Origin of the sequence: Paenibacillus sp. Soil766, from assembly GCF_001428105.1 — a bacterium.
In the GTDB taxonomy this organism is placed as follows: Bacteria; Bacillota; Bacilli; order Paenibacillales; family NBRC-103111; genus Paenibacillus_E.
In genome coordinates, this window is sequence record NZ_LMSJ01000045.1 from 133,801 (window position 1) to 154,230 (window position 20,430).

Here is a 20,430-nt window from a genome sequence, read left to right on the forward strand (position 1 = left end):
GATGAGTTACGAAAAATTTGCCTACACGTATGATCGCTTGATGAACAGCATGCCGTACGATGACTGGCTTCGCTTCGCGAAGGAAAGCTTCGAACGGTTTGGAGTAAAGCCTGCAACGCTCGTTGATTTAGGTTGCGGGACAGGCAATTTGTCGGTTCCATTGGCTGCAGAAGGCATTCAGGTGACTGGTATTGATCTGTCAGAGGATATGTTGGCTGTCGCTGAGCAGAAGCAATCTGAGCAATTGAGCCAGCTTCGCGGGGGAACTGTACGGTGGATCCAACAGGATTTACGTGAATGGGAGCTTGGCGAGGAAGTGGATGTAGCGATCTCTTTTTGCGATAGTCTCAATTATTTACTAGAGGAAGAAGACATCGTTGATGCATTCCGTCAAACATGGGCGGGACTCAAGCCAGGTGGGTTATTCCTTTTTGATGTACATACCACTCAGCAATTGTTCGCTTATGCAGAGTCGCAGCCTTTTTTTCTCAATGAAGACGATGTTGCTTACATTTGGACTAGCGAATTGGATGAAGAACGTGTGCAGATTGAGCATGACTTAACGATCTTTGTCAAAGACAGCGGATCGGGAGAAACCTTCCGACGTATCGACGAAACACATGAACAACGGGCGTACGCATTGCCATGGCTTGCGCAAATGTTGAAAGAGGTTGGCTTTCGTGAGATTCATCAAGCTTCTGATTTTACATGGGAGCAACCAACTGCGAAGACCGAGCGAGCTTTCTTTATTGCAAAAAAATAATACCGGCAGGATTCGCCATCGGCTTGACAGTGCGGCATTATTTTACATATAATCAAAGCTAATCAGTTGTATGGAAAGCTTAGATGAGGAATAGTACCTTGTACAGCATCTTTCAGAGAGTCGGAGTTAGGGTGTGAGCCGGCAGATGTTAGTCTTGAGAACTCGCCTCGGAGCTAGAAGGTGAACCGCCTGATCCTGGATCAGATGCGCTAGCTGGATCGTCTCACCCGCGTTAAGGGGCAGAGTGAACACGGGTGAAGAACGCCTTGTGTTAACTAGGGTGGTACCACGGGAATTATACCTCTCGTCCCTAGCGATATCCGCTAGCGATGTGAGGTTTTTTTGTGTGTATAGACATACATGAGCAGAGAGTTACTTAAGGAGGCATGGAAGGTAATGACACAGGAATTGAAAGAAACGAAGGAACAACAAGGCTACAATCCACAAGCCATTGAACCGAAATGGCAAGCGTACTGGGATGCGAAGAAAACTTTTAAGGTGTTGGAAAATTCGGATAACCCGAAATTTTATGCTTTGGATATGTTCCCATATCCATCTGGAGCAGGCTTGCACGTAGGGCATCCGGAAGGCTACACAGCGACAGATATCGTTTCCCGTTTCAAACGGATGAGAGGTTTTAACGTCCTTCATCCAATGGGTTGGGATGCGTTCGGTCTTCCTGCTGAGCAGTACGCCCTTGATACAGGGAATGACCCGCGCGAATTTACGAAGAAAAATATTGATACCTTCCGTCGTCAAATCAAATCACTTGGTTTCTCTTACGACTGGGATCGTGAAATCAGTACAACAGATCCGGAGTATTACAAATGGACACAATGGATTTTCATCCAACTGTATAATAAAGGACTTGCTTACGTGGATGAAGTTCCTGTTAACTGGTGTCCGGCTCTTGGAACGGTTCTTGCGAATGAGGAAGTCATTGACGGACTAAGTGAACGTGGTAACCATCCGGTTATTCGGAAACCGATGCGTCAGTGGATTTTGAAAATTACGGAGTATGCAGAGCGTTTGCTTGAAGATCTTGAGGAGCTTGATTGGTCCGAAAGTATTAAGGATATGCAGCGTAACTGGATTGGGAAATCCACAGGAGCTGAAGTTCAATTCGCGATTGAAGGTCATGCGGACAAAAGTCTAACTGTCTTCACGACGCGTCCAGATACGCTTTTCGGTGCGACATATTGCGTATTAGCACCTGAGCATGAACTAGTAGGGCAGATCACAACGGAATCACAAGCTGCTGCGATCAAAGAATATCAAGAGAAAGCATCACGTAAGAGCGACCTTGAGCGTACAGATTTGGCGAAAGACAAATCAGGTGTGTTCACAGGGGCATACGCGATCAATCCAGTTAATGACACGAAAGTGCCTATTTGGATCGCTGATTATGTACTTGGCGGTTACGGCACAGGGGCGATCATGGCGGTTCCAGGTCACGATCAACGCGACTGGGAGTTTGCGAAGCAATTTGATTTGCCAATTATCGAAGTTGTTCAAGGCGGAGATGTGGAGAAGGAGGCTTATGCTGGCGATGGCAAGCATGTGAACTCTGGTCCAATCGATGGATTGAACATCGAGCAAGGCATCAGTCATATGATCGGTTGGCTGGAGCAAAATGGTAAAGGCCGCGGCAAAGTAACGTATCGCTTGAGAGACTGGCTGTTCAGCCGTCAACGTTACTGGGGTGAGCCGATTCCAATTCTGCACCTTGAAGATGGCACAATGAAGCCTGTTCCAGTGGATCAGCTGCCATTATTGCTTCCGCAAGTGGATGAAATCAAACCATCCGGTACAGGTGAGTCACCGCTTGCTAACGTATCCGAGTGGGTAAACACCATTGATCCGGAGACGGGTATGAAAGCTCGCCGCGAAACGAACACGATGCCACAATGGGCGGGAAGCTGCTGGTATTATCTGCGTTTCATCGATCCGAAGAATGATCAAGCCTTCTGCTCGGATGAGCTGCAAAAGCAATGGTTGCCAGTTGATCTGTACATTGGTGGAGCGGAGCACGCAGTTCTTCACTTGTTGTACGCACGTTTCTGGCATAAAGTGCTTTATGATCTTGGTTTTGTGCATACGAAAGAACCGTTCCAAAAGCTTGTTAACCAAGGGATGATTCTTGGCGAAAACATGGAGAAAATGAGTAAGTCACGCGGCAATGTTGTGAATCCAGATGACATCGTGAACGATCAAGGTGCAGATACACTTCGCATTTATGAAATGTTCATGGGACCATTGGAAGCAACTAAACCGTGGAATACAACAGGCGTGGATGGAATTAACCGTTTCTTGAATCGTGTGTGGCGTTTGTTCGTTGATGACAATGGTCAGCTTCATACGAAGATTAGCGGGGATGAGACGCTGGGCAGCGATGCATTTAAGCGTACATGGCACCGCTCCATCAAGAAGATTACGGAAGATTTCGAGGCGCTTCGCTTCAATACAGCGATTAGCCAAATGATGATTTTCGTTAATGAAGCTTACAAAACAGAGCGTCTACCACTAGAAGCGATGAAAAGTTTCGTACAAATGCTTTCCCCGCTTGCTCCGCATTTAGCCGAAGAGCTTTGGGAGAAATTGGGCGGCGTGGAATCCATCACGTACGAAGCATGGCCAGCTTATGATGAAGCATGGACTGTAGATAATGAAATTGAAATCGTTGTGCAAATCAATGGAAAGATCGTTGATCGCGTGATGATTTCCAAAGATACCGATGAAGCAGAGATGGAGAAAATGGCTTTTGAACTCGACAAAGTCAAAGAAGCGACCGCCGGAAAGGCCGTTCGCAAATTGATTGTTGTAAAGGGTAAATTAGTCAATATCGTTGTAGGATAAGAATAAAAAGTTGACGCATTGAGTTGGCTATTGCTGCTTTAAAGTAAAAAGCTGCTCAGCCTTCTCAATGTCTTCTTCATACTTAGCATGTGTAGCACGAATGACTTGAGAGAACACTCCGCAAAACTCCTTTTCCAGAATACGCAAGCCTTCCGCAGTAATGCCTCCAGGGACAGATACCCGTTTCTGTAAGCTAACAGGGTTGAAGCCTCCTGTTGTAAGTAACTTTCCTGTTCCTAACGTCATTTCACTTGCCAGCAATGTGGCCTCTTCAGCAGAAATACCCGTTTCCTCCACAGCTGCATCAATGAACGCTTGAATAAAGCTAGCTAGAAAAGCAGGACCACAACTGGATAAATCAGATGAAATTCTCGTATAACTCTCAGATACACGTATAGGTGTAGAGATATGTGTGAAAATATTTTCAAGCCATTCTTTATCTTCAGGTTGCATGCGATTTCCATGAATACATAACGTAGCACCACTTAAAACGTAGTTCGTGATACTCGGTATGATTTTACTTATTTTAGCTGGAAGAAGACCTTCCAAATGCTTAATCAGAATAGGACTCGTGATGGATATTATAAATTGAGAGGAAAGCACGTCCTCTTTGATTTCATCAATAACCTTCTTAAATTCAGATGGTTTCACACAAAGAAAAATCAAATCACTACCAAGTACGACTTCACGATTCGTTTCTGCCACCTGCAGGCCAGGATAGTTCTCCGCAAGTAGTTCCACTTTACGTAATGTTCGATTGCTAGCGATAATTTGCTCGGGATTGAATGCCCCGGAATGAATGAATGCTTCAATCAGTATACTTCCCATACTCCCAGTACCGATGAATCCAGCTTTCATCAAGTAATCCCTCCCGATAAAATCATTCTTTATACGAAAACTAACCTATAATCGCGGTCGCTCAGCCATGAATGGCAAGGATAGAGGTCCAGCAAGCGTCATATTTGAATTGTGACTAGTCGTGTAGTCATTGGGACGCTTTTTCATGTATATGGCTGCCCAGACGCAAATATGCTAAGAAAGAAGGCCGATTGTGGATTTTTTTGGAAATAAAATAAAGCGAATTGGGCTGATTCTTGGAGCTGTCTCGCTATTTGTTTGGGTTGTGTGGCCATTTCTACGTGGTGGACAGCCAACCATTCAAACAGCGTTCACGCCGATCAATGCGCAGATGGAAGAATTGCTAGTGCAAGGGGAGAATGAGAAAAAAGCGGCAGCAGGGCAAGCTGTATCCACTATTACTGCAAAAGCAAAGGCAACGCCAAAGCCAATGCCGAATTCAACGGACATATCCAAATCGGATGAATTATCCAATTCCACAGGTCTACAATCAGAAGCATCAGACTCTGTGGGAACAAACACACAATCTTTGCCGTCGTCATCAGAGCCTCTTTCAACCTCTGCTGCTAGTCCTGTACCTCCTCAAACAACTACACCTCCATCTGTGGCAGTTCAGAAAGGTCTTCTAGATTTAAACACCGCAACATTGGAGCAGTTAGATAAATTGCCTGGGGTCGGTGAAAGCAAGGCTAAAGCGATTCTCGAGTACCGAACGAAGAAGGGACGTTTCAAACGAGTCGAAGAACTCATGGAGGTGAAAGGGATCGGGGAGAAAATGTTTGAGAAGCTTAAGGGGCTATTGTTTGTAGCGTCAAGCTAGCTCAGCTTTTCATTTCTATTAAAATATGAGAAAATACTAGAAATAGTTTTAACTTCGACAATAATAAAGGGAAATTTAGTCCTCAGGAGGGAGTCAATCATCATGAGCATCCGGAAAGATTGGGATACGTATTTCCTTGATATAGCTTATATGGCCTCCACGCGTTCACGTTGCAATCGTAGACATGTTGGTGCCGTGCTTGTACAGGGAAAAAAGCTGCTTGGTACAGCCTATAATGGCGCACCGATGGGCGTAGCGGATTGCACAGAAGCGGGCTGCATGCTTGTGGAAGAAATTGAACTGAAGGTCGTAGCCGATATAGAAGAAGTCGTGAGGAAGCACCGTTGCATACGTACCATTCATGCTGAGCAGAACTTGTTGCTGTTTACGGACCGGGAAGATCGCGAGGGCTCTACCGTTTATGTAACGGATCAACCATGTTGGACCTGTGCGAACATGTTAGCTAACAGCGGGGTAACCGAGATAGTGTTTCATCGAGGGTATCCGAAGGATCATGAGAAGGTTAGCCAGTTGATGGGAGCCAGAGGCATTTCTTTTCGCCAAATGACCACATATGAGCCGCCGGCAGGTACGGTATCTGAGGTCGTGAATTAAATCGGCTGGCGCCAGATTTGACAAAGTCCAGAGAGACGAGACTGCGTTCACGCAAATGTGAATATTTGGCTCGTATTCGACAGATAGGGAATTGGTCATAGTGTTGACAACTCCCATTGCTGCCTATACTTCAGTGCCATTACTCGAGCGATTACATTTAGAGGTTTTATAACAGTACAGCTTGTTCTTTGTGCTTTTTAAATTGTCGCTGTATACGAATGGCGAATAAAGCAGCAATGAAGCAGGTAAGACCAGCAATGAAAAAAGCTTGCGAGTAGCTGCCAAGCCAGTCACGCATTAGACCTGCTCCGTATGCGGCAAAAGAGGCACCTATCTGATGAGCCACCACAATCCAACCAAATATCATGCCTGATTTTTCTTTACCGAAAGTTTCGCCTGCAAGTTTAGCCGTTGGCGGTACGGTTGCGATCCAATCGAGTCCGTAAAATACCGAGAACACGACTAGCATGTACGGAGTAGTAGCCAAGGCATAGGGTAAAAATATGAGGGATAATCCGCGCAGACCGTAGTACCAGAAAAGTAGCCAGCGGCTGTCAAATCGGTCAGTTAACCAACCAGATATCGTTGTTCCGAATAAATCAAACGCCCCCATCATGGCTAGAAGTCCGGCAGCGGCAACTTCCATTATTCCGAAATCTCCGCAAGCGGCAATGAGGTGAGTGCCGATCAAACCATTTGTCGAGAATCCACAAATGAAGAAGGTGCCTGCGAGCAGCCAAAATGTATTATTTTTACTCGCAATAATGAGGTTCTGGATAGGGGTAAGAAATACATTGCCCTTGAATGGCTCTGGTTTTACAACCTCTGTTGTACCGTATGGCGCTGCACCAACATCGGAAGGATTGTTCTTCATCCATAGAGCTACAAGAATAAACACAACTATGATAGCGGCTACCGCTGCATACATCGCATACCGCCAGCCGTATTCGGAAGTCACCTTTGCAATCAAAGGGAGGAATAGTAACTGACCCGTTGCTGCACTAGCTGTCAGAATGCCAACTACGAGTCCCTTACGCTTGACGAACCATAGATTGCTGACAGTAATGCCAAGCACATTTGCCAACATTCCGCTTGCAAGTCCGGAAACGACTCCCCACAGCAAATCGAACTGCCATAAGGAATTAATCAGCGGCGTTACGGCAAGGCTAGCACCTAGAACGGACAGTGCGAGCAGTACAACCTTGCGGATACCGAAACGTAATAACAGTGCTGCAGAAAACGGACCTACAAGTCCATATAGCAAAATTCCAATAGAGGCAACACTTGATATAGCCCCGCGGCTCCATCCGAATTCTTCTTGGAAAGGGATCATTAAGACGCTGGGCATGGAACGAATGCCTGCTGACACAAGTAATGTGACAAACGTTAGCATAACAATGATCCAACCGTAATAAAACTTGCTTTTTGTTTGATTCATAAATCTACACCTCTACTTATATTTCTAATTTCTCACTGGCTGATTCCAAAGATTGTGTCAAAATAGTCGCGATTTCATCTCCAAGAATAGCTTTATAAGAACGAAGAAGCTCCTTCGATGCTGCACGAATGGATGGCTCGAGTTCTAAGGCTTTCTCCGTAGGAAAGACGAGTACAGTTTTACCCTTCACTTGGCGCTCCACGAGTCGTTTGTTTTCCAGCTTATCGATAAATCTGGTGAGTGTAGATGGTGTGATATAGAGCTTTTCTGAAAGCTCTTTCTGAGGAATTCCAGGTTTTGCAACAACCAGTCTGAGTAAATAACCGTAGGCAGGTGCAAGACCTGTTGTTGCAAATGCATCGTCGGCCATTCGGCTAATTGCCCGACTTAGACGATTCGTAGTGAAGTATAAGCATTGATGCAAAAAAGCTTCATTGTCATTTGTTTCTGGGGTTTGAGAGTTGTTCGTCATGGTAGTCCCTCCATTTGTATTTTGTATGTACAACGAATATAATGCATGTGCTTTTGCCTGTCAATCGTATTTATGAAATTAGAATCAGAATCCTGTTCAGGTATGAGGATGAGGAAGTAGTCTGAAGGATTCATAACTAAACTGAATGTAGTTAAGGGGAAGAACCTCTTTCTAGTGCAGCTATTGTGGGCGCGCTAGGGAGAGGTTCTTTGTATAGGATCGTAAGAAAGTGAAAATGAAGGAGGGATCCTACACATGAAAAGACCAGTTGTTCAAGGATGTTGTCTGTGGATAAGTGGCTATGTGCTCGCGATTTATACTGAGCTCCCTTGGCTGTCCTGGATGACAAGCGCGCTGCTGTTAGCCGCGCTTCTGGTTATTTATGCGCTGCGGCTGCCTGGCCGGCAGCCGCTAGGTGCCTTGCTGCTGGTCGTAATAGCCTACGGCTATTATCAAGGGACCGACCAGCGCAACATCACTGCGCTGCCGCTGGCGCAGCAGCAGCAGATCAGCCCTGACGGCAGCGAGGTCACGCTGCTCGGCCGGTTTGCCAGCCCTGTCACCATTGACGGTGACAGGTCTAGCTTCACCCTGGAAGCGGAGTCCGTCCGCTTCCCAGACAACACCGCTTTCCCGCTTCGTGGGGAAAGCGTACAGGTCTCGCTGCGCCTGATGGAGCAGGCGCAGCAGACGATCGCGTCGGGCTGGCGCCGCGGCGACGCCCTCACACTAACGGGGACGCTGCGCAGCCCGTCCCCGGCCCGCAACTTCGGCGGCTTCGACTACCGCCGATATTTGCGCCTTCACCACATCCATTGGCTGCTATCAGCCAAAGGGGTGGATCAGGCGCAGGTGCAGCCTGCGGCAGCGCAGCTCAACGTCGCCGCGCTGCTGCGCTGGAACGACGAGCTGCGCGCGGCGCTCAGCAGGCGCATGGACCTGATCTTTCCAGCGTCACAGGCTGGATTCATGAAAAGTATGTTAATCGGCCTAACAGACGATCTAGATCCAGATCGCTTCCAGCAATTTTCGCAGCTGGGGCTTACACATATTTTAGCAATCTCAGGCTTGAATATTGCTGTATTTTTAGGCGTATGCATCTGGATATTGCGTCGGTTTAAAGTCACAAAAGAAACCTATCTGCTGATTTGTATGAGCCTGCTCCCGTTCTACGTTCTCGTGACTGGGGCATCGCCGTCCATCGTCAGGGCAGGGCTTATGTCGATGATCGCTCTGTATGCCGCACGGCGCGGAGGAATGAAAGAGGTGTTGCACATACTTGCAGTGGCCGCGTGGGCCATGCTTGTGTGGGATCCTTACTTTTTGCTTGATGTAAGCTTCCAGCTATCCTTTCTAGTCACACTTGGACTCATCATTGGTGTACAACGAGTAACCGAATTATTATCTGCGTACTTCACCTCTCCCACGCTTAAAAACACCCTCGCCATCACACTAGTTTCTCAATCCGTATCTTTTCCGGTTTCGATTTACTATTTCAACCAGTTTTCCTTGTTATCTTGGTTAGCGAATGCTGTGTTAGTCCCTGTAATTAGCATGATTGTATTTCCGGCAGGGCTGGCTGCGCTAGCGCTCGGACTAATTTACGTTCCTTTAGGTCAAAGAATAGGCCATCTAATTGCCTTGCTGAATCAAGCTATATTCTGGGTTACCGATCAGCTTCAGAAGATTCCTCATCTCACCATGATTTGGCCATCTCCAAGTATACCTTGGATCTGTTTTTACTACGGATTCCTAGTTATTATCTATATACTCTGGCATCGTAGTTACCTAAATTCGCAGGGTGAGCTTCCGGTTATGTTGGAGGTGGATTCTAGGAAAAGCACCCAAAGAATGAGCGTAAAACTTAGTTTGCTCCTTGCGATTGGCGGCTTTGTTGTTCTGTTATGGATGGGGTATTCACCGAACCGATTTCAACGAACTGGCCTAGTTCAATTTATCGATGTTGGGCAAGGTGATGCCATTCTGATACGAACGCCTTATGGTCGCCATTTATTAATCGATGGAGGAGGGACTCTCACTTTCCGTAAGGCAGGTGATGAGTGGAAGATCCGTAAAGATCCGTTTGAAGTAGGGCAAAAACTGCTAGTGCCTCTCCTAAAAAAACGAGGCATTCAAAGTCTAGATCTTGTCGTACTTACTCATGAGGATGCTGATCATAGTGGCGGTTTACAGGCTGTTATTGAACAAATTCCAGTGAAACAATTACTATTTAACGGCACATTTAAGGAAAGCAGCAGTATGACGACCTTTTTTGGCACACTGGTTCAAAAGAAAGTCCCCTTATTACCTGCGCAAGTTGATGATTGGATCGACATCGATCCCGTTACGAAATTGCAGGTGATTTATCCATTAGAAACGAATCCGACAATGATAGAAATTGTCAAAGAGCAGAATGCGAGATCCGTTGTTTTTTTACTTGAAATGCAAGGGACACGTTGGCTGTTTACTGGAGATATGGAGAAAGAATCCGAAGCGGCAGTGCTGGATTATTTACGAACTCACCCTGCATTACTGGTCAGTGAGAGGAATCCTTCCGCCACATCAAAAAACCACAACATAATCGATGTTCTTAAAGTTGCCCACCATGGCAGTAAAACCTCCACCACCACAGAGTGGTTGACATACTGGAAACCAGCTGTGGCTGTAATCTCGGTAGGCGCTATGAATACTTACGGCCATCCTTCTCCAGAAATTACGGATCGCCTAATTGATGCAAACGTGGCCGTTTATCGCACAGATCGAATGGGTGAAGTGCAGATGGAGGTGCGGAATTCGGGGATTTTCACACGAATGAAGTTATGGAACTTGAAATGACAATTCTCTCATTCGCTTCAAAAGTTTAGGCCATAGCAGCATCATTCCTGGCGGGAATGGTCATCTAGGGCTTTTTCTTTTGGAAAAATCAACTATTGTGAAACTAATTTTCATTTTTTACGTCTAAAAGATGTTATGTGGCTCAATATTTGTTATTCTGATAGATGCAAGTTATTAATATATTTATTCTAAAAAAATTGCAACCTTATGAGATGTGATTGCGTCTGTAAGAATGCAAGGGGGAGGGATCCCAGTGATAGCACCCGAACTGGTAAGATCAGCACAAGCCGGTGACCGTGATGCGCTCATTACCCTATTGCGAGAGATTGAGTCTCACGTGTATCGGACGGCTTTTTATATTCTGAATAATGAACAAGATGCGCTTGATGCTTCACAGGAAGCTCTTCTTCGGATTTATACCAAGATTAATTCCTATGAAGAAAAAGCTCTGTTCAAAACGTGGGTACAGCGGATTGTTACGAACATCTGCATCGATAAATTTCGCAGAGCGAAACCAACGGTTTCTATGGATGAGCATGAGATGACTTTCACAGCGGATACTGATGTAGAACAGGAAATATTGACAGGCTATTTAGCTCAGGATATAAGAGAGGCCATTGAAAAGCTACCCGAGCACCATCGAACTGTGGTTGTTCTCCGTTATTTGCAGGACTTTTCGTATCATGAAATTGCAGAATCGCTCAATTTACCACTCAATACGGTGAAGTCTTACTTATTCCGAGCTAGACACACCTTACAGTCGTTACTCCAAGATTATCAGAAAGGAGGTGTTCGGGGATGAAATGTCAAGAGGTGATGATATACATGCAAAGACAGCTAGATGGAGATTTAGCTCCAAAAGAAGAAAACGAGCTGCATGCTCACCTAATGCATTGTTTGGACTGTGCACAGATGTTTGAGCGTCTGCAGGCATTGTCGAACGAATTGTCCCAACTTCCTAAAGTTATGCCGCCTTTCAGCTTAGTTGATGCTATTATGCCACAGCTGCTAGAATTGGATAAACAAAATGAGATGTCAAATGCGGACAATGTCGTTGTCTTTCCAACGAAGGTTGCTAAGATCGAATCAGAAGAAGACATGCCTAAGCACACTCGGGTGAGTAGATTTAAAGAACAGTTCTCGTGGAAATTCGCAAGCGGTGTCGTTGCCGCGGGATTGATTATTGGATTTTTCGCATTTAACATGCAGAATCCTGTTATTGACAATGCGGATGGCATTATGTCTCGTTCAAGCTCTGATTCCAAAAGCGGTGTAGCTGAGAATCGTGTAACTGCAACATCAGACTTGAATCAAAAGGTTGCGAAAGAGGACATCGCATTAAACAAGGAAAACGCTATGTCTAATGAAGGATCGCCTATTGCGCCAACGACGGATTTGTTTGCAAAAGGGACAGAACCTGCTGACACTTCTACTGGTACCGGTGGGAATTCGCCGCAGGCAACGCCTAAAGCGCAGTTAGAAAAGCCAGGTGCCTATAGCTCGCCAGCTAATGGCAGTGACATGGAGACCAGACAGGTAGCACCATCTACATCGCCACCAGAGAGGTTGAGGGATCCGGATACGGTTGTTCCAAAGCCGAATAAGGTTGATTCTAGTGCAGAGGCGACCACTCCTGTTGCTAGCTTAAACGTACCGCAATCAACGTTTGAACCGAAGCCGACGGAGTCACCAGTCAAGAAGATGGCTCCTGTACCTTCGATTGATCCTTCGACTTCAGACCGAATCAGTGCGAGTCAAGGGATTTTCTCATTAACAATTCCTCAAAATGAAGCTAAGCTAAAGTCTACAACGGGCATTTATGAAGCAGCGATTGAAGATGCGCACGTAGTTATTCGAAATACGCTCACGCTTGAGATTGTATTTGCATCCAAACTTACATGGCAAGCAGAGGATCAAATCAAGTTGTTGGAATGGTCGAAGGATGACAAGCTGTTCTATGAGGTTATTAGTAAGGGATCGCTTCAAACGATACTTATCGATGTCAAAGAGAAAACAGAAACGAATAAATAAAAATAAGATTGGTTGCACCAATTTGGCTGAAATTGCGTAAACTATCTTAGGAAATATGGAACAGTTCATTCATCCACACGAGTTAAGGTTTCTAGGGCCTTAAGTCGGTGTTTAAATAGACTGGCGAAGGGATTGCTTCAAAGTCTTAGGGCTTTGACGTAATCCCTTTGTTGTTGTTAAAATAAACAGGAGGGGTGAATGCTAGTCATGGATGCCAAAAGAGCATTAAAAGATATACAAGCAGGCCGCCCAGCATCCGTTTATTTGTGCTACGGACCTGAGAAATATAAAATGCGCGAATTTATTCAGATATTGACGGATTCATTAATGGGGCAAGAAGATCGGGAATTTGCAGTGAGTAAATTCGATTTGAGTGAAATGCCGCTTTCATCTGCACTAGATGATGCGGAAACGTTACCTTTTATGGTGCCTAAGAAGCTGGTCATTGCTAAAAATGCGTTGTTTTTCACTGGTGCAAAGGAAAATACGAAGCTAGAGCACAATATGGATCGCTTAACAGCCTATTTGAAATCACCTGCGGAGCATACGGTCGTGGTGTTCACAGTAGATGCCGATAAATTGGACGAGCGTAAGAAGATCGTCAAAACTTTAAAGGACATGGAGGCCGCAGTGCCTTTCCTTTCTTTGAGCCCGGAGGAATTGACGCAATGGGTAGCTAGGCAAGCGAGTGCGTTAGGCTTTACATTCTCGGGTGGCGCGGCAGATCAATTGATCCTGTACACCGGAGGTAACCTGCAATCGTTATCGGCCGAACTTGAGAAGATTTCCTTGTACGTAGGTGCGGAAGGAGTAGCTTCTCCTGACGTAATTGATCAATTGGTTGCTCGAAGCACGGAGCAGAATGTATTCATCCTTATTGAAGATATCGTGAATGTGCGGTTGGAGCGAGCATTTGTGATCTTAGAGGAGCTTCTGAAGCAGCGTGAGGAGCCGATCAAAATCGCTTCGCTCATCGCCAGACAATTTCGGATCATGTTGCAGGTGAAGGAACTTGGAAAGCAGGGCTATTCACAGCAACAGATGGCTTCTCAGATTGGCTTACATCCTTTTGCGGTCAAAGTTGCTGAAGGACAGGCCCGAAAGTATGATGGGGAGAAGTTGAGCCGAATTATGGGTGAGCTGGCTGATCTGGATTTGCAGATGAAAACGGGGAAAATCGATAAAGTGTTAGGTTTGGAATTATTTCTTCTTAGGCTTGCTGCCTAGGAAGAGACTTTTCCTTATTCACTTAAATGGAAAAAAGACTAATTCTCCTAGGAGAATTAGTCTTTTGCTTTTATGTCCGTGAATTACGCTTGAGCCGAAAGAGCGTTTAGCTTTTTAGCTAGACGGGACTTCTTGCGGTTAGCGGCATTTTTATGAATTAAACCTTTAGAAGCAGCTTTGTCTAATTTCTTAGAAGCAGAAACTAAAGCTTCAGGGGTTAAAGCTGTTTCGAAAGCTTTCACAGCAGTACGCAAAGCGGACTTGTGGGAAGCGTTGCGAAGACGACGCTTTTCGCTAACTTTTACTCGTTTAATAGCGGATTTAATGTTTGGCATGAAATTCACCTCCTACTTACAAAACACGTTCAACGTTACATTTGTATGTTTGCTGACAACTTTAAGTATTCTACCACGCAATATTTCAAATTGCAAGACCTGTCAATAGGTTTTCAGTGGTCATCAGTAGCTGCTCAGGGTGTTCATGAACGATGATACTCGCTACTGTTGACTTCATTTCACCTCAGAATCTGAGATAGTCCGATTTTCCCGAACTAAATCAGGGATTCTTTCCTAAGAATGATAAATAGTCAGGTTTTACCGAACTAAATTGCCATTTTCCTCGTGTGAAGGTAGTTTTGGTTGATTTAGTTGGGTGTTTTAGGACTAATTGTGATTTGATGAGGCGGAAAGTGTGATTAAGTCGGCAAATTCGGACTAAATGGAGTGAGTGCAGAGCGAGTAGTGAGGGCATTGAGCGGGAACTAGAACAAAACGTATAGGGAGATGGAGCACGCAAAGTGCATAATTCATGAGCAGTAGCAAAGCAGTAGCAGTAGCAGTAGCAGTAGCAGTAGCAGTAGCAGTAGCAGTAGCAGTAGCAGCAGTAACTCCACCCGCGCCCGCAACCCGCACCGTCACCCCGTCAACCCCCGGGAGCGCGAAAATATTCCAGCGCAATGTCACAACAATGGCGGTCTGCGAGTCGTATCTACTATCCAAGTATGTATCCTAGCCGCGCCTTTAACTTCGGGAAGAAGCCATTTCTTTTCTTCTAAGCGTCTAATGTATTTTCTCACAGTATCATACCCGCAACGCAGCACTTCTTTCACATCCGCGAGCTTGATCGGACGTTCTAAACGTAAGGCTAACCGCAGAATATCTCTTTCTTGGCCACTTAACTGACTTGCATTAGATTCGTGTTCCCCAAACAATCTTCCAATAAGCTGCTGGAGCAACGCTTGCCAAAGACGTGGACGTTCCCTAATGTCATCTAGGCTGATTCGTACAATGATCCAACCATCGTTCACAAGGTGCATATGACGTACCCATTGATTCGAGTATTGTCTTCGATCCAATTTATCATAGTGGTAGTAAACGAAGAAACTCTTTTTCAGCAAAGGCATGTCCAGTCAGTAATTTCCTTAGGGCTTCGCCTTTCCTTTTGGCTAAATGTGAATTCAGCCATTGTTGGTGTACGCAGTCAAATTGTTTCAATGTCATTCCATAACTCTCCATTCGAAATAAAAATAGCGCCGTTTCACAACTCTAGTGAGAAGTGGAAACGGCGCATGCTTTGCGCGAGAAGATCTAGCATATTTGGTTACTTTGAGCATATCATCTTCATGGCGTTCTGACAGACATTTACAATTGTCTACTTTCAAAACTATTGATTTTCAGTGATTCCTATCTCTGTATAACGCCGCGGCAACTGTCACACAATAAGCAACACAGTGCAAGTATGAAAGGGGACCTCCAATGGACTTAGGCATATTTAACACACAGACCGATCTTGCACTAGATGCAAGGGATATGGCTCATGCAGCCAATCAGGGGCAACCGATTCCTGGTATTGAACAAGAGTTCACACGGGAAAACGGGATACGTGTCACCAAAATTAACGTCCTGAACGAAGAAGGCTCCAAAGCGCTCGGTAAGCTTCTGGGTCATTATATAACGATTGAGGTACCTGCGTTGCGAGAGAAAGACAGTCAGCTGCAAGATCGCGTGGCAACAAAGTTAGCTCAGGAATTTGAGCAGTTTCTGCGGCAAGTCGGCATTCCCAAAAATGCGAAAGCCCTGATTATTGGGCTAGGTAATGGGAACGTGACTCCCGATGCTCTGGGACCTCTAGTCGTTGAAAATATTATGGTGACGCGTCATTACTTTGAACTGGTTCCCGAGGATGTGAGCCCAGGTTATCGAGCCGTAAGTGCTGTGGCGCCTGGTGTTCTGGGTACGACGGGGATAGAGAGCAGCGACATCGTGCAAGGGATTGTGGATAAATCTAAACCTGATTTCATCATCGCCATAGATGCGCTTGCCTCTAGATCCTTGGATCGTGTCAACACGACCATTCAGATCGCGGATACCGGAATTCATCCAGGTTCTGGAATCGGCAATAAGCGAAAAGGCTTGACGAAGGAGCAGCTAGGCATTCCAGTTATTGCAATTGGAGTTCCTACCGTCGTATATGCCTCAACAATTGTGAATAATGCCTTTGATCTCATGCAGAAGCATTTTAGCGGCCAAACGAACAATACGGGGCAGATATTTGGACTTTTGGACAATATTAACGAAGAAGAGCGACTACAGTTGGTTAAAGAGGTGTTAAACCCCGTAGGACACGATCTACTCGTTACCCCGAAGGAGATTGACCAGTTTATTGAGGATATAGCCAATATCATTGCCAGCGGCTTGAATGCGGCCCTACATGACGCTGTAGATGTCGATAATGTAGCTGCGTATACGCATTAATGTAAGGAGAGAACTGAACCTACTTTACGTGGGGGCAGTTCTTTTTGGCGTTGGAGCTGCCTATCACAATCGAATCAAGAATCTTCTATCCTTTCTATCAAAAAAATCTAGCGAAAACTAGTTCTATCGTTCGGGCTCGTTTCATAGATTGAATTAAGATAGTTTAGGAGGCATGGTTTACTATGAAATGGACATCAGCCACATGGAATTTCAGCCAAGTTCGCAAAACCTTTCAGAGCGCCAGTTCCGTCGGGAAAACGTTTATTGTCCTCAGCACCTCGACCTTAGCTCTATTCGTCCTAATTGGTCTGGGTGGCGTCCTGCAAAGCCGATTAATGTCCACATCGCCTGTTTCATCCATGAAAGGTCTCGCCGCATCGGTCACGAATCAGTTTTTTATCGATATGTTGGGTATGGAAGTCCCTCATTTAAATAAGGATCAGAAAAAGTTCACTTTTTCCCAGCACAACGTGTTTCACTTCGCTTTTCAAATGCTGACCGATATTAATCCAAGTGATCCTAAGAGCTTAGTCGCAAGCGAAGTGCCTGGCATGGGTCTGAATAAATCGACAGTATTGGTGAGTGGAAGTGAAACGAATCCGAGCGCTCCTTATGATCTGAATCCGATCTCAACTAATTTGGAAGCTGAAGCTAGATTTCCACAACCATCGCCGTCCGTGGAGCCGACACCCGTCAATAGTTCACCCCCTTCTCCCAATGCAGTTGCTCAACCACCGAAAACAGCCGGCGATAATGTTGCTTTTATCTATCAAACGCACAGTAATGAATCATTTTTACCGGAGCTGAAAGGTGTGACAGATCCAGATAAAGCCTACAGTGATAAAGTGAATATCATCTCCGTCGGGCAACGCTTAGCTCAGAATTTAGAGAGAGATGGCATCGGTGCTGTGCATTCCTCTACCGTTTATCCAAGTACGGTCAAAGGTTTTGAATATCCGTATTCCTACAAGTATTCGGCCAAAACCCTTCAGGAAGCGATCTCTTCGCATAAGGATTTACAGTACTTTTTCGATATTCATCGCGATTCAGCAGCGCGTAGCAAAACAACAGCCACGATAGAAGGCAAGGATGTCGCGCAAGTGTATTTTATTATCGGAGGAAAAAACCCAAACTGGAAAAAGAATGAGGAATTTGCTAGGAAAATTCATCAAGTGCTGGAAGCGAAGCACCCGGGCGTTTCAAAGGGGATTCATGCCAAAGAGGCCAGTGAGGGCAACGGATTGTATAACCAGAACATTTCGCCAAATAGTATTTTGATCGAGGTCGGAGGGCCATACAATACTCTCGAGGAATGCTACCGGACAACGGATTGGCTGGCAGAAGCGATATCGGAAGTTATTTTGAACGCGAAAAAAGTGGATGCACCCGTGACTACAACTACACCTAAAAACTCATAAGTGCGCTAACAATGGAGGAGGGAAAAATAATGAGGCTGAGGCACTTTTATATCAAGGTTGGCTTGTTTGGACTCTTACTGCTGTTTTGTATCTTGTTCGGCGTCAGTCTAGCATCCAGCGGCATGGAACGCATAGAAGGTCCTCAGCCTTCCTCCAAAGCAGCTCAACAAGTTGCTCCAACAAAGGTCCCGGGAAAAGTAGTGACGACGGTTGCCCAAGCAACTCCTACGCCTACACCTCCTGTTAAAAACACGGCGGTGAAAGACAAACAACCCGTTGAGCCCAAAGCTGAACCTGTTGCTATTCATGATAATTCTTTGAACCGAGTAGGCAATAAATTAGGCGAGCTTTTACAGATAACGGCGCACCACGGCATTAAATTGTTTATTTCATTGTTTGATGCTGTTTTGGGCAAAGGGTAGGTGTGCATTGCTCCGACTTCCCACAACTGCTATAATGAAAATTATTTGCATGTAGTGGGGGTTAGTCTTTAGCATGACGGACATTCGAGAAAGACAACAAAGAATTCGCAACTTTTCAATTATCGCTCATATCGATCACGGTAAATCAACTCTAGCTGATCGTATTCTGGAGTATACAGGTGCATTGTCTTCACGTGAGATGCAAGAGCAAGTTCTCGACCAGATGGATCTGGAGCGCGAACGGGGGATTACAATTAAACTTCAAGCGGTGAGATTGGCTTACCGCGCTGATGATGGTGTCGATTACATCCTTAACCTGATTGATACACCAGGACACGTAGACTTTACCTATGAGGTATCACGAAGTCTTGCTGCTTGTGAAGGTGCATTGCTGGTTGTTGATGCGGCACAAGGTATTGAGGCTCAAACACTAGCGAACGTATATCTAGCACTGGAAAATAATTTAGAAATATTACCTGTCATTAATAAAATCGATTTACCAAGCGCAGACCCGGATAAAGTAAAGCAAGAAGTCGAAGATGTGATCGGACTTGACGCTAGTGATGCTGTTCTTGCATCAGCCAAGGCTGGTATCGGTATTAAAGAAATTATAGAGCAGATTTGTTTGAAGGTACCGGCTCCACAAGGTAATCCTGATGCTCCACTGAAAGCTTTGATTTTCGACTCTCATTACGATAGCTACAAAGGTGTAATCGTATATGTGCGTGTCGTTGATGGCTCGATCAAAGCAGGCTCCAAAATCAAAATGATGGCTACGAACAAAGTATTTGAAGTTATTGAAGTAGGTGCGTTCAAACCAAGAATGTCATCGGTTCCTTCCCTAGAGGTTGGAGATGTTGGATTTATCGTTGCCGGTATCAAAAATGTTGGAGACACCCGTGTCGGTGACACGGTAACGGAAGCAGATCGCCCTTCACTAGAGGCATTGCCAGGTTACCGTCGCATTAATCCAATGGTTTTCTGTGGCTTGTATCCAATCGAAACGACCGATTACAACGATTTGCGCGAAGCGCTGCAAAAGCTGGAACTGAATGATGCTTCCTTGCGGTTCGAGCCTGAAACCTCGACAGCGCTAGGGTTTGGCTTCCGTTGCGGATTCTTAGGACTTCTGCACATGGAAATCATTCAAGAACGTATCGAGCGTGAATTTAACATTCCGTTGATTACGACGGCACCGAGCGTTATTTACCGGATTACATTAACGAATGGTGATGTCATGGAAATTGACAATCCATCGAACTATCCGGACCCACAACGAATTGATTTCGTTGAGGAGCCTTACGTCAAAGCTTCTGTTATCGTTCCTAATGATTATGTAGGGACAATCATGGAACTTTGTCAAGGTAAACGCGGCGAATATTTGAATATGGAATACTTAGATACGAACCGAGTGACATTGACTTATGAGATCCCGTTATCAGAGATTGTTTACGACTTCTTCGATATGCTGAAATCACGGACGAAGGGTTATGCTTCCTTTGACTATGAAGTAAGTGGCTACAAGAAATCCAATCTAGTGAAAATGGACATCTTGCTTAATTCCGAACAAGTGGATGCACTTTCCTTCATTGTTCACCGTGACACCGCATATCATCGCGGTAAAATCATTTGTGACAAGCTCAAGGAGCTTATCCCGCGGCAAATGTTTGAGGTGCCGATTCAAGCGGCAATTGGACAGAAAATCGTGGCGCGTGAGACGGTTAAAGCGATGCGTAAGAACGTACTTGCGAAGTGTTACGGTGGTGATATTTCTCGTAAGCGTAAATTGTTAGACAAGCAAAAAGAAGGTAAAAAACGCATGAAACAGGTCGGTAGCGTAGAAGTGCCGCAAGAGGCGTTCATGGCTGTTTTGAAAATCGACGAATAGATGCATGGAACCAAAAGCTGGGGTGGCAGCGTAC

General features: G+C 45.4%; 17 protein-coding genes and 1 other annotated feature. Of the genes, 12 read left to right on the plus strand and 5 right to left on the minus strand.

Features of this window, described 5'->3' with window-relative positions; genetic code table 11:
* Position 1 precedes the first annotated feature (1 nt).
* The gene (locus ASG89_RS27950) at positions 2 to 763 is read left to right on the plus strand and encodes a class I SAM-dependent DNA methyltransferase (protein ID WP_057314510.1); all 762 of its coding nucleotides are present in this window, start codon (positions 2 to 4) and stop codon (positions 761 to 763) included.
* A gap of 71 nt (positions 764 to 834) precedes the next feature.
* Positions 835 to 1,078 (plus strand) — a binding site (T-box leader).
* An 81-nt stretch (positions 1,079 to 1,159) separates the two neighbouring features.
* On the plus strand, positions 1,160 to 3,619 hold the full coding sequence (gene leuS / locus ASG89_RS27955; protein ID WP_057314511.1) for a leucine--tRNA ligase: 2,460 nt from the start codon (positions 1,160 to 1,162) through the stop codon (positions 3,617 to 3,619).
* A 27-nt stretch (positions 3,620 to 3,646) separates the two neighbouring features.
* Here the strand turns inward: leuS and comER are convergent, their stop codons facing one another.
* A complete protein-coding gene (gene comER / locus ASG89_RS27960) occupies positions 3,647 to 4,477 on the minus strand; it encodes a late competence protein ComER (protein WP_057314513.1) in 831 nt (276 codons plus the stop codon).
* A 193-nt stretch (positions 4,478 to 4,670) separates the two neighbouring features.
* Here comER and ASG89_RS35880 point away from each other — a divergent pair, with 193 nt between their 5' ends.
* Both ASG89_RS35880 and ASG89_RS27970 read left to right on the plus strand, forming a co-directional pair.
* Entirely contained in the window at positions 4,671 to 5,297 is a 627-nt protein-coding gene (locus ASG89_RS35880; protein WP_057314515.1) for a ComEA family DNA-binding protein, read from the plus strand.
* A gap of 102 nt (positions 5,298 to 5,399) precedes the next feature.
* Positions 5,400 to 5,912 carry a deoxycytidylate deaminase gene (locus ASG89_RS27970; protein ID WP_057314517.1) on the plus strand — a complete coding sequence of 171 codons (513 nt, stop codon included), beginning with the start codon at positions 5,400 to 5,402 and terminating at the stop codon, positions 5,910 to 5,912.
* Between the two features lie 166 nt (positions 5,913 to 6,078).
* Here ASG89_RS27970 and ASG89_RS27975 read toward each other — a convergent pair whose 3' ends face one another.
* Together ASG89_RS27975 and ASG89_RS27980 are read right to left on the minus strand one after the other, a co-directional pair.
* The gene (locus ASG89_RS27975) at positions 6,079 to 7,350 is read right to left on the minus strand and encodes an MFS transporter (protein ID WP_057314519.1); all 1,272 of its coding nucleotides are present in this window, start codon (positions 7,348 to 7,350) and stop codon (positions 6,079 to 6,081) included.
* A gap of 16 nt (positions 7,351 to 7,366) precedes the next feature.
* Positions 7,367 to 7,822, minus strand: coding sequence for a MarR family winged helix-turn-helix transcriptional regulator (locus ASG89_RS27980; RefSeq protein ID WP_057314521.1), 456 nt, complete (start codon positions 7,820 to 7,822; stop codon positions 7,367 to 7,369).
* Between the two features lie 255 nt (positions 7,823 to 8,077).
* Between ASG89_RS27980 and ASG89_RS27985 the strand changes: the two genes are divergently transcribed.
* The 4 genes from ASG89_RS27985 (at position 8,078) to holA (ending at position 13,915) form a co-directional block, all read left to right on the plus strand.
* Positions 8,078 to 10,657 carry a DNA internalization-related competence protein ComEC/Rec2 gene (locus ASG89_RS27985; protein ID WP_057314523.1) on the plus strand — a complete coding sequence of 860 codons (2,580 nt, stop codon included), beginning with the start codon at positions 8,078 to 8,080 and terminating at the stop codon, positions 10,655 to 10,657.
* Positions 10,658 to 10,889: 232 nt separating this feature from the next.
* On the plus strand, positions 10,890 to 11,459 hold the full coding sequence (locus tag ASG89_RS27990; protein WP_414813297.1) for an RNA polymerase sigma factor: 570 nt from the start codon (positions 10,890 to 10,892) through the stop codon (positions 11,457 to 11,459).
* Positions 11,456 to 12,688, plus strand: coding sequence for an anti-sigma factor family protein (locus ASG89_RS27995; RefSeq protein ID WP_057314525.1), 1,233 nt, complete (start codon positions 11,456 to 11,458; stop codon positions 12,686 to 12,688). Before ASG89_RS27990 ends, ASG89_RS27995 begins: the two co-directional genes overlap by 4 nt.
* Before the next feature lie 207 nt (positions 12,689 to 12,895).
* Positions 12,896 to 13,915: a DNA polymerase III subunit delta gene (gene holA, locus ASG89_RS28000; protein WP_057314832.1), complete on the plus strand. Its 1,020-nt coding sequence runs from the start codon at positions 12,896 to 12,898 to the stop codon at positions 13,913 to 13,915.
* Between the two features lie 83 nt (positions 13,916 to 13,998).
* Here the strand turns inward: holA and rpsT are convergent, their stop codons facing one another.
* Both rpsT and ASG89_RS28010 read right to left on the minus strand, forming a co-directional pair.
* A complete protein-coding gene (gene rpsT / locus ASG89_RS28005) occupies positions 13,999 to 14,250 on the minus strand; it encodes a 30S ribosomal protein S20 (RefSeq protein WP_056609803.1) in 252 nt (83 codons plus the stop codon).
* A 623-nt stretch (positions 14,251 to 14,873) separates the two neighbouring features.
* Complete coding sequence (locus ASG89_RS28010; RefSeq protein WP_157276845.1) at positions 14,874 to 15,317, minus strand: hypothetical protein; 444 nt, start codon at positions 15,315 to 15,317, stop codon at positions 14,874 to 14,876.
* 352 nt (positions 15,318 to 15,669) lie between these two features.
* Here ASG89_RS28010 and gpr point away from each other — a divergent pair, with 352 nt between their 5' ends.
* The 4 genes from gpr (at position 15,670) to lepA (ending at position 20,396) form a co-directional block, all read left to right on the plus strand.
* The gene (gene gpr / locus ASG89_RS28015) at positions 15,670 to 16,668 is read left to right on the plus strand and encodes a GPR endopeptidase (RefSeq protein WP_057314528.1); all 999 of its coding nucleotides are present in this window, start codon (positions 15,670 to 15,672) and stop codon (positions 16,666 to 16,668) included.
* A 182-nt stretch (positions 16,669 to 16,850) separates the two neighbouring features.
* Positions 16,851 to 18,086 (plus strand): stage II sporulation protein P, encoded by a 1,236-nt coding sequence (spoIIP, locus tag ASG89_RS28020; RefSeq protein ID WP_057314529.1) that lies wholly within the window; start codon positions 16,851 to 16,853, stop codon positions 18,084 to 18,086.
* Between the two features lie 29 nt (positions 18,087 to 18,115).
* Positions 18,116 to 18,508 carry a DUF3679 domain-containing protein gene (locus ASG89_RS28025; protein ID WP_057314530.1) on the plus strand — a complete coding sequence of 131 codons (393 nt, stop codon included), beginning with the start codon at positions 18,116 to 18,118 and terminating at the stop codon, positions 18,506 to 18,508.
* A gap of 73 nt (positions 18,509 to 18,581) precedes the next feature.
* Positions 18,582 to 20,396, plus strand: a complete 1,815-nt coding sequence (lepA, locus tag ASG89_RS28030) for a translation elongation factor 4 (protein ID WP_057314531.1) — start codon at positions 18,582 to 18,584, stop codon at positions 20,394 to 20,396.
* Positions 20,397 to 20,430: the final 34 nt, after the last annotated feature.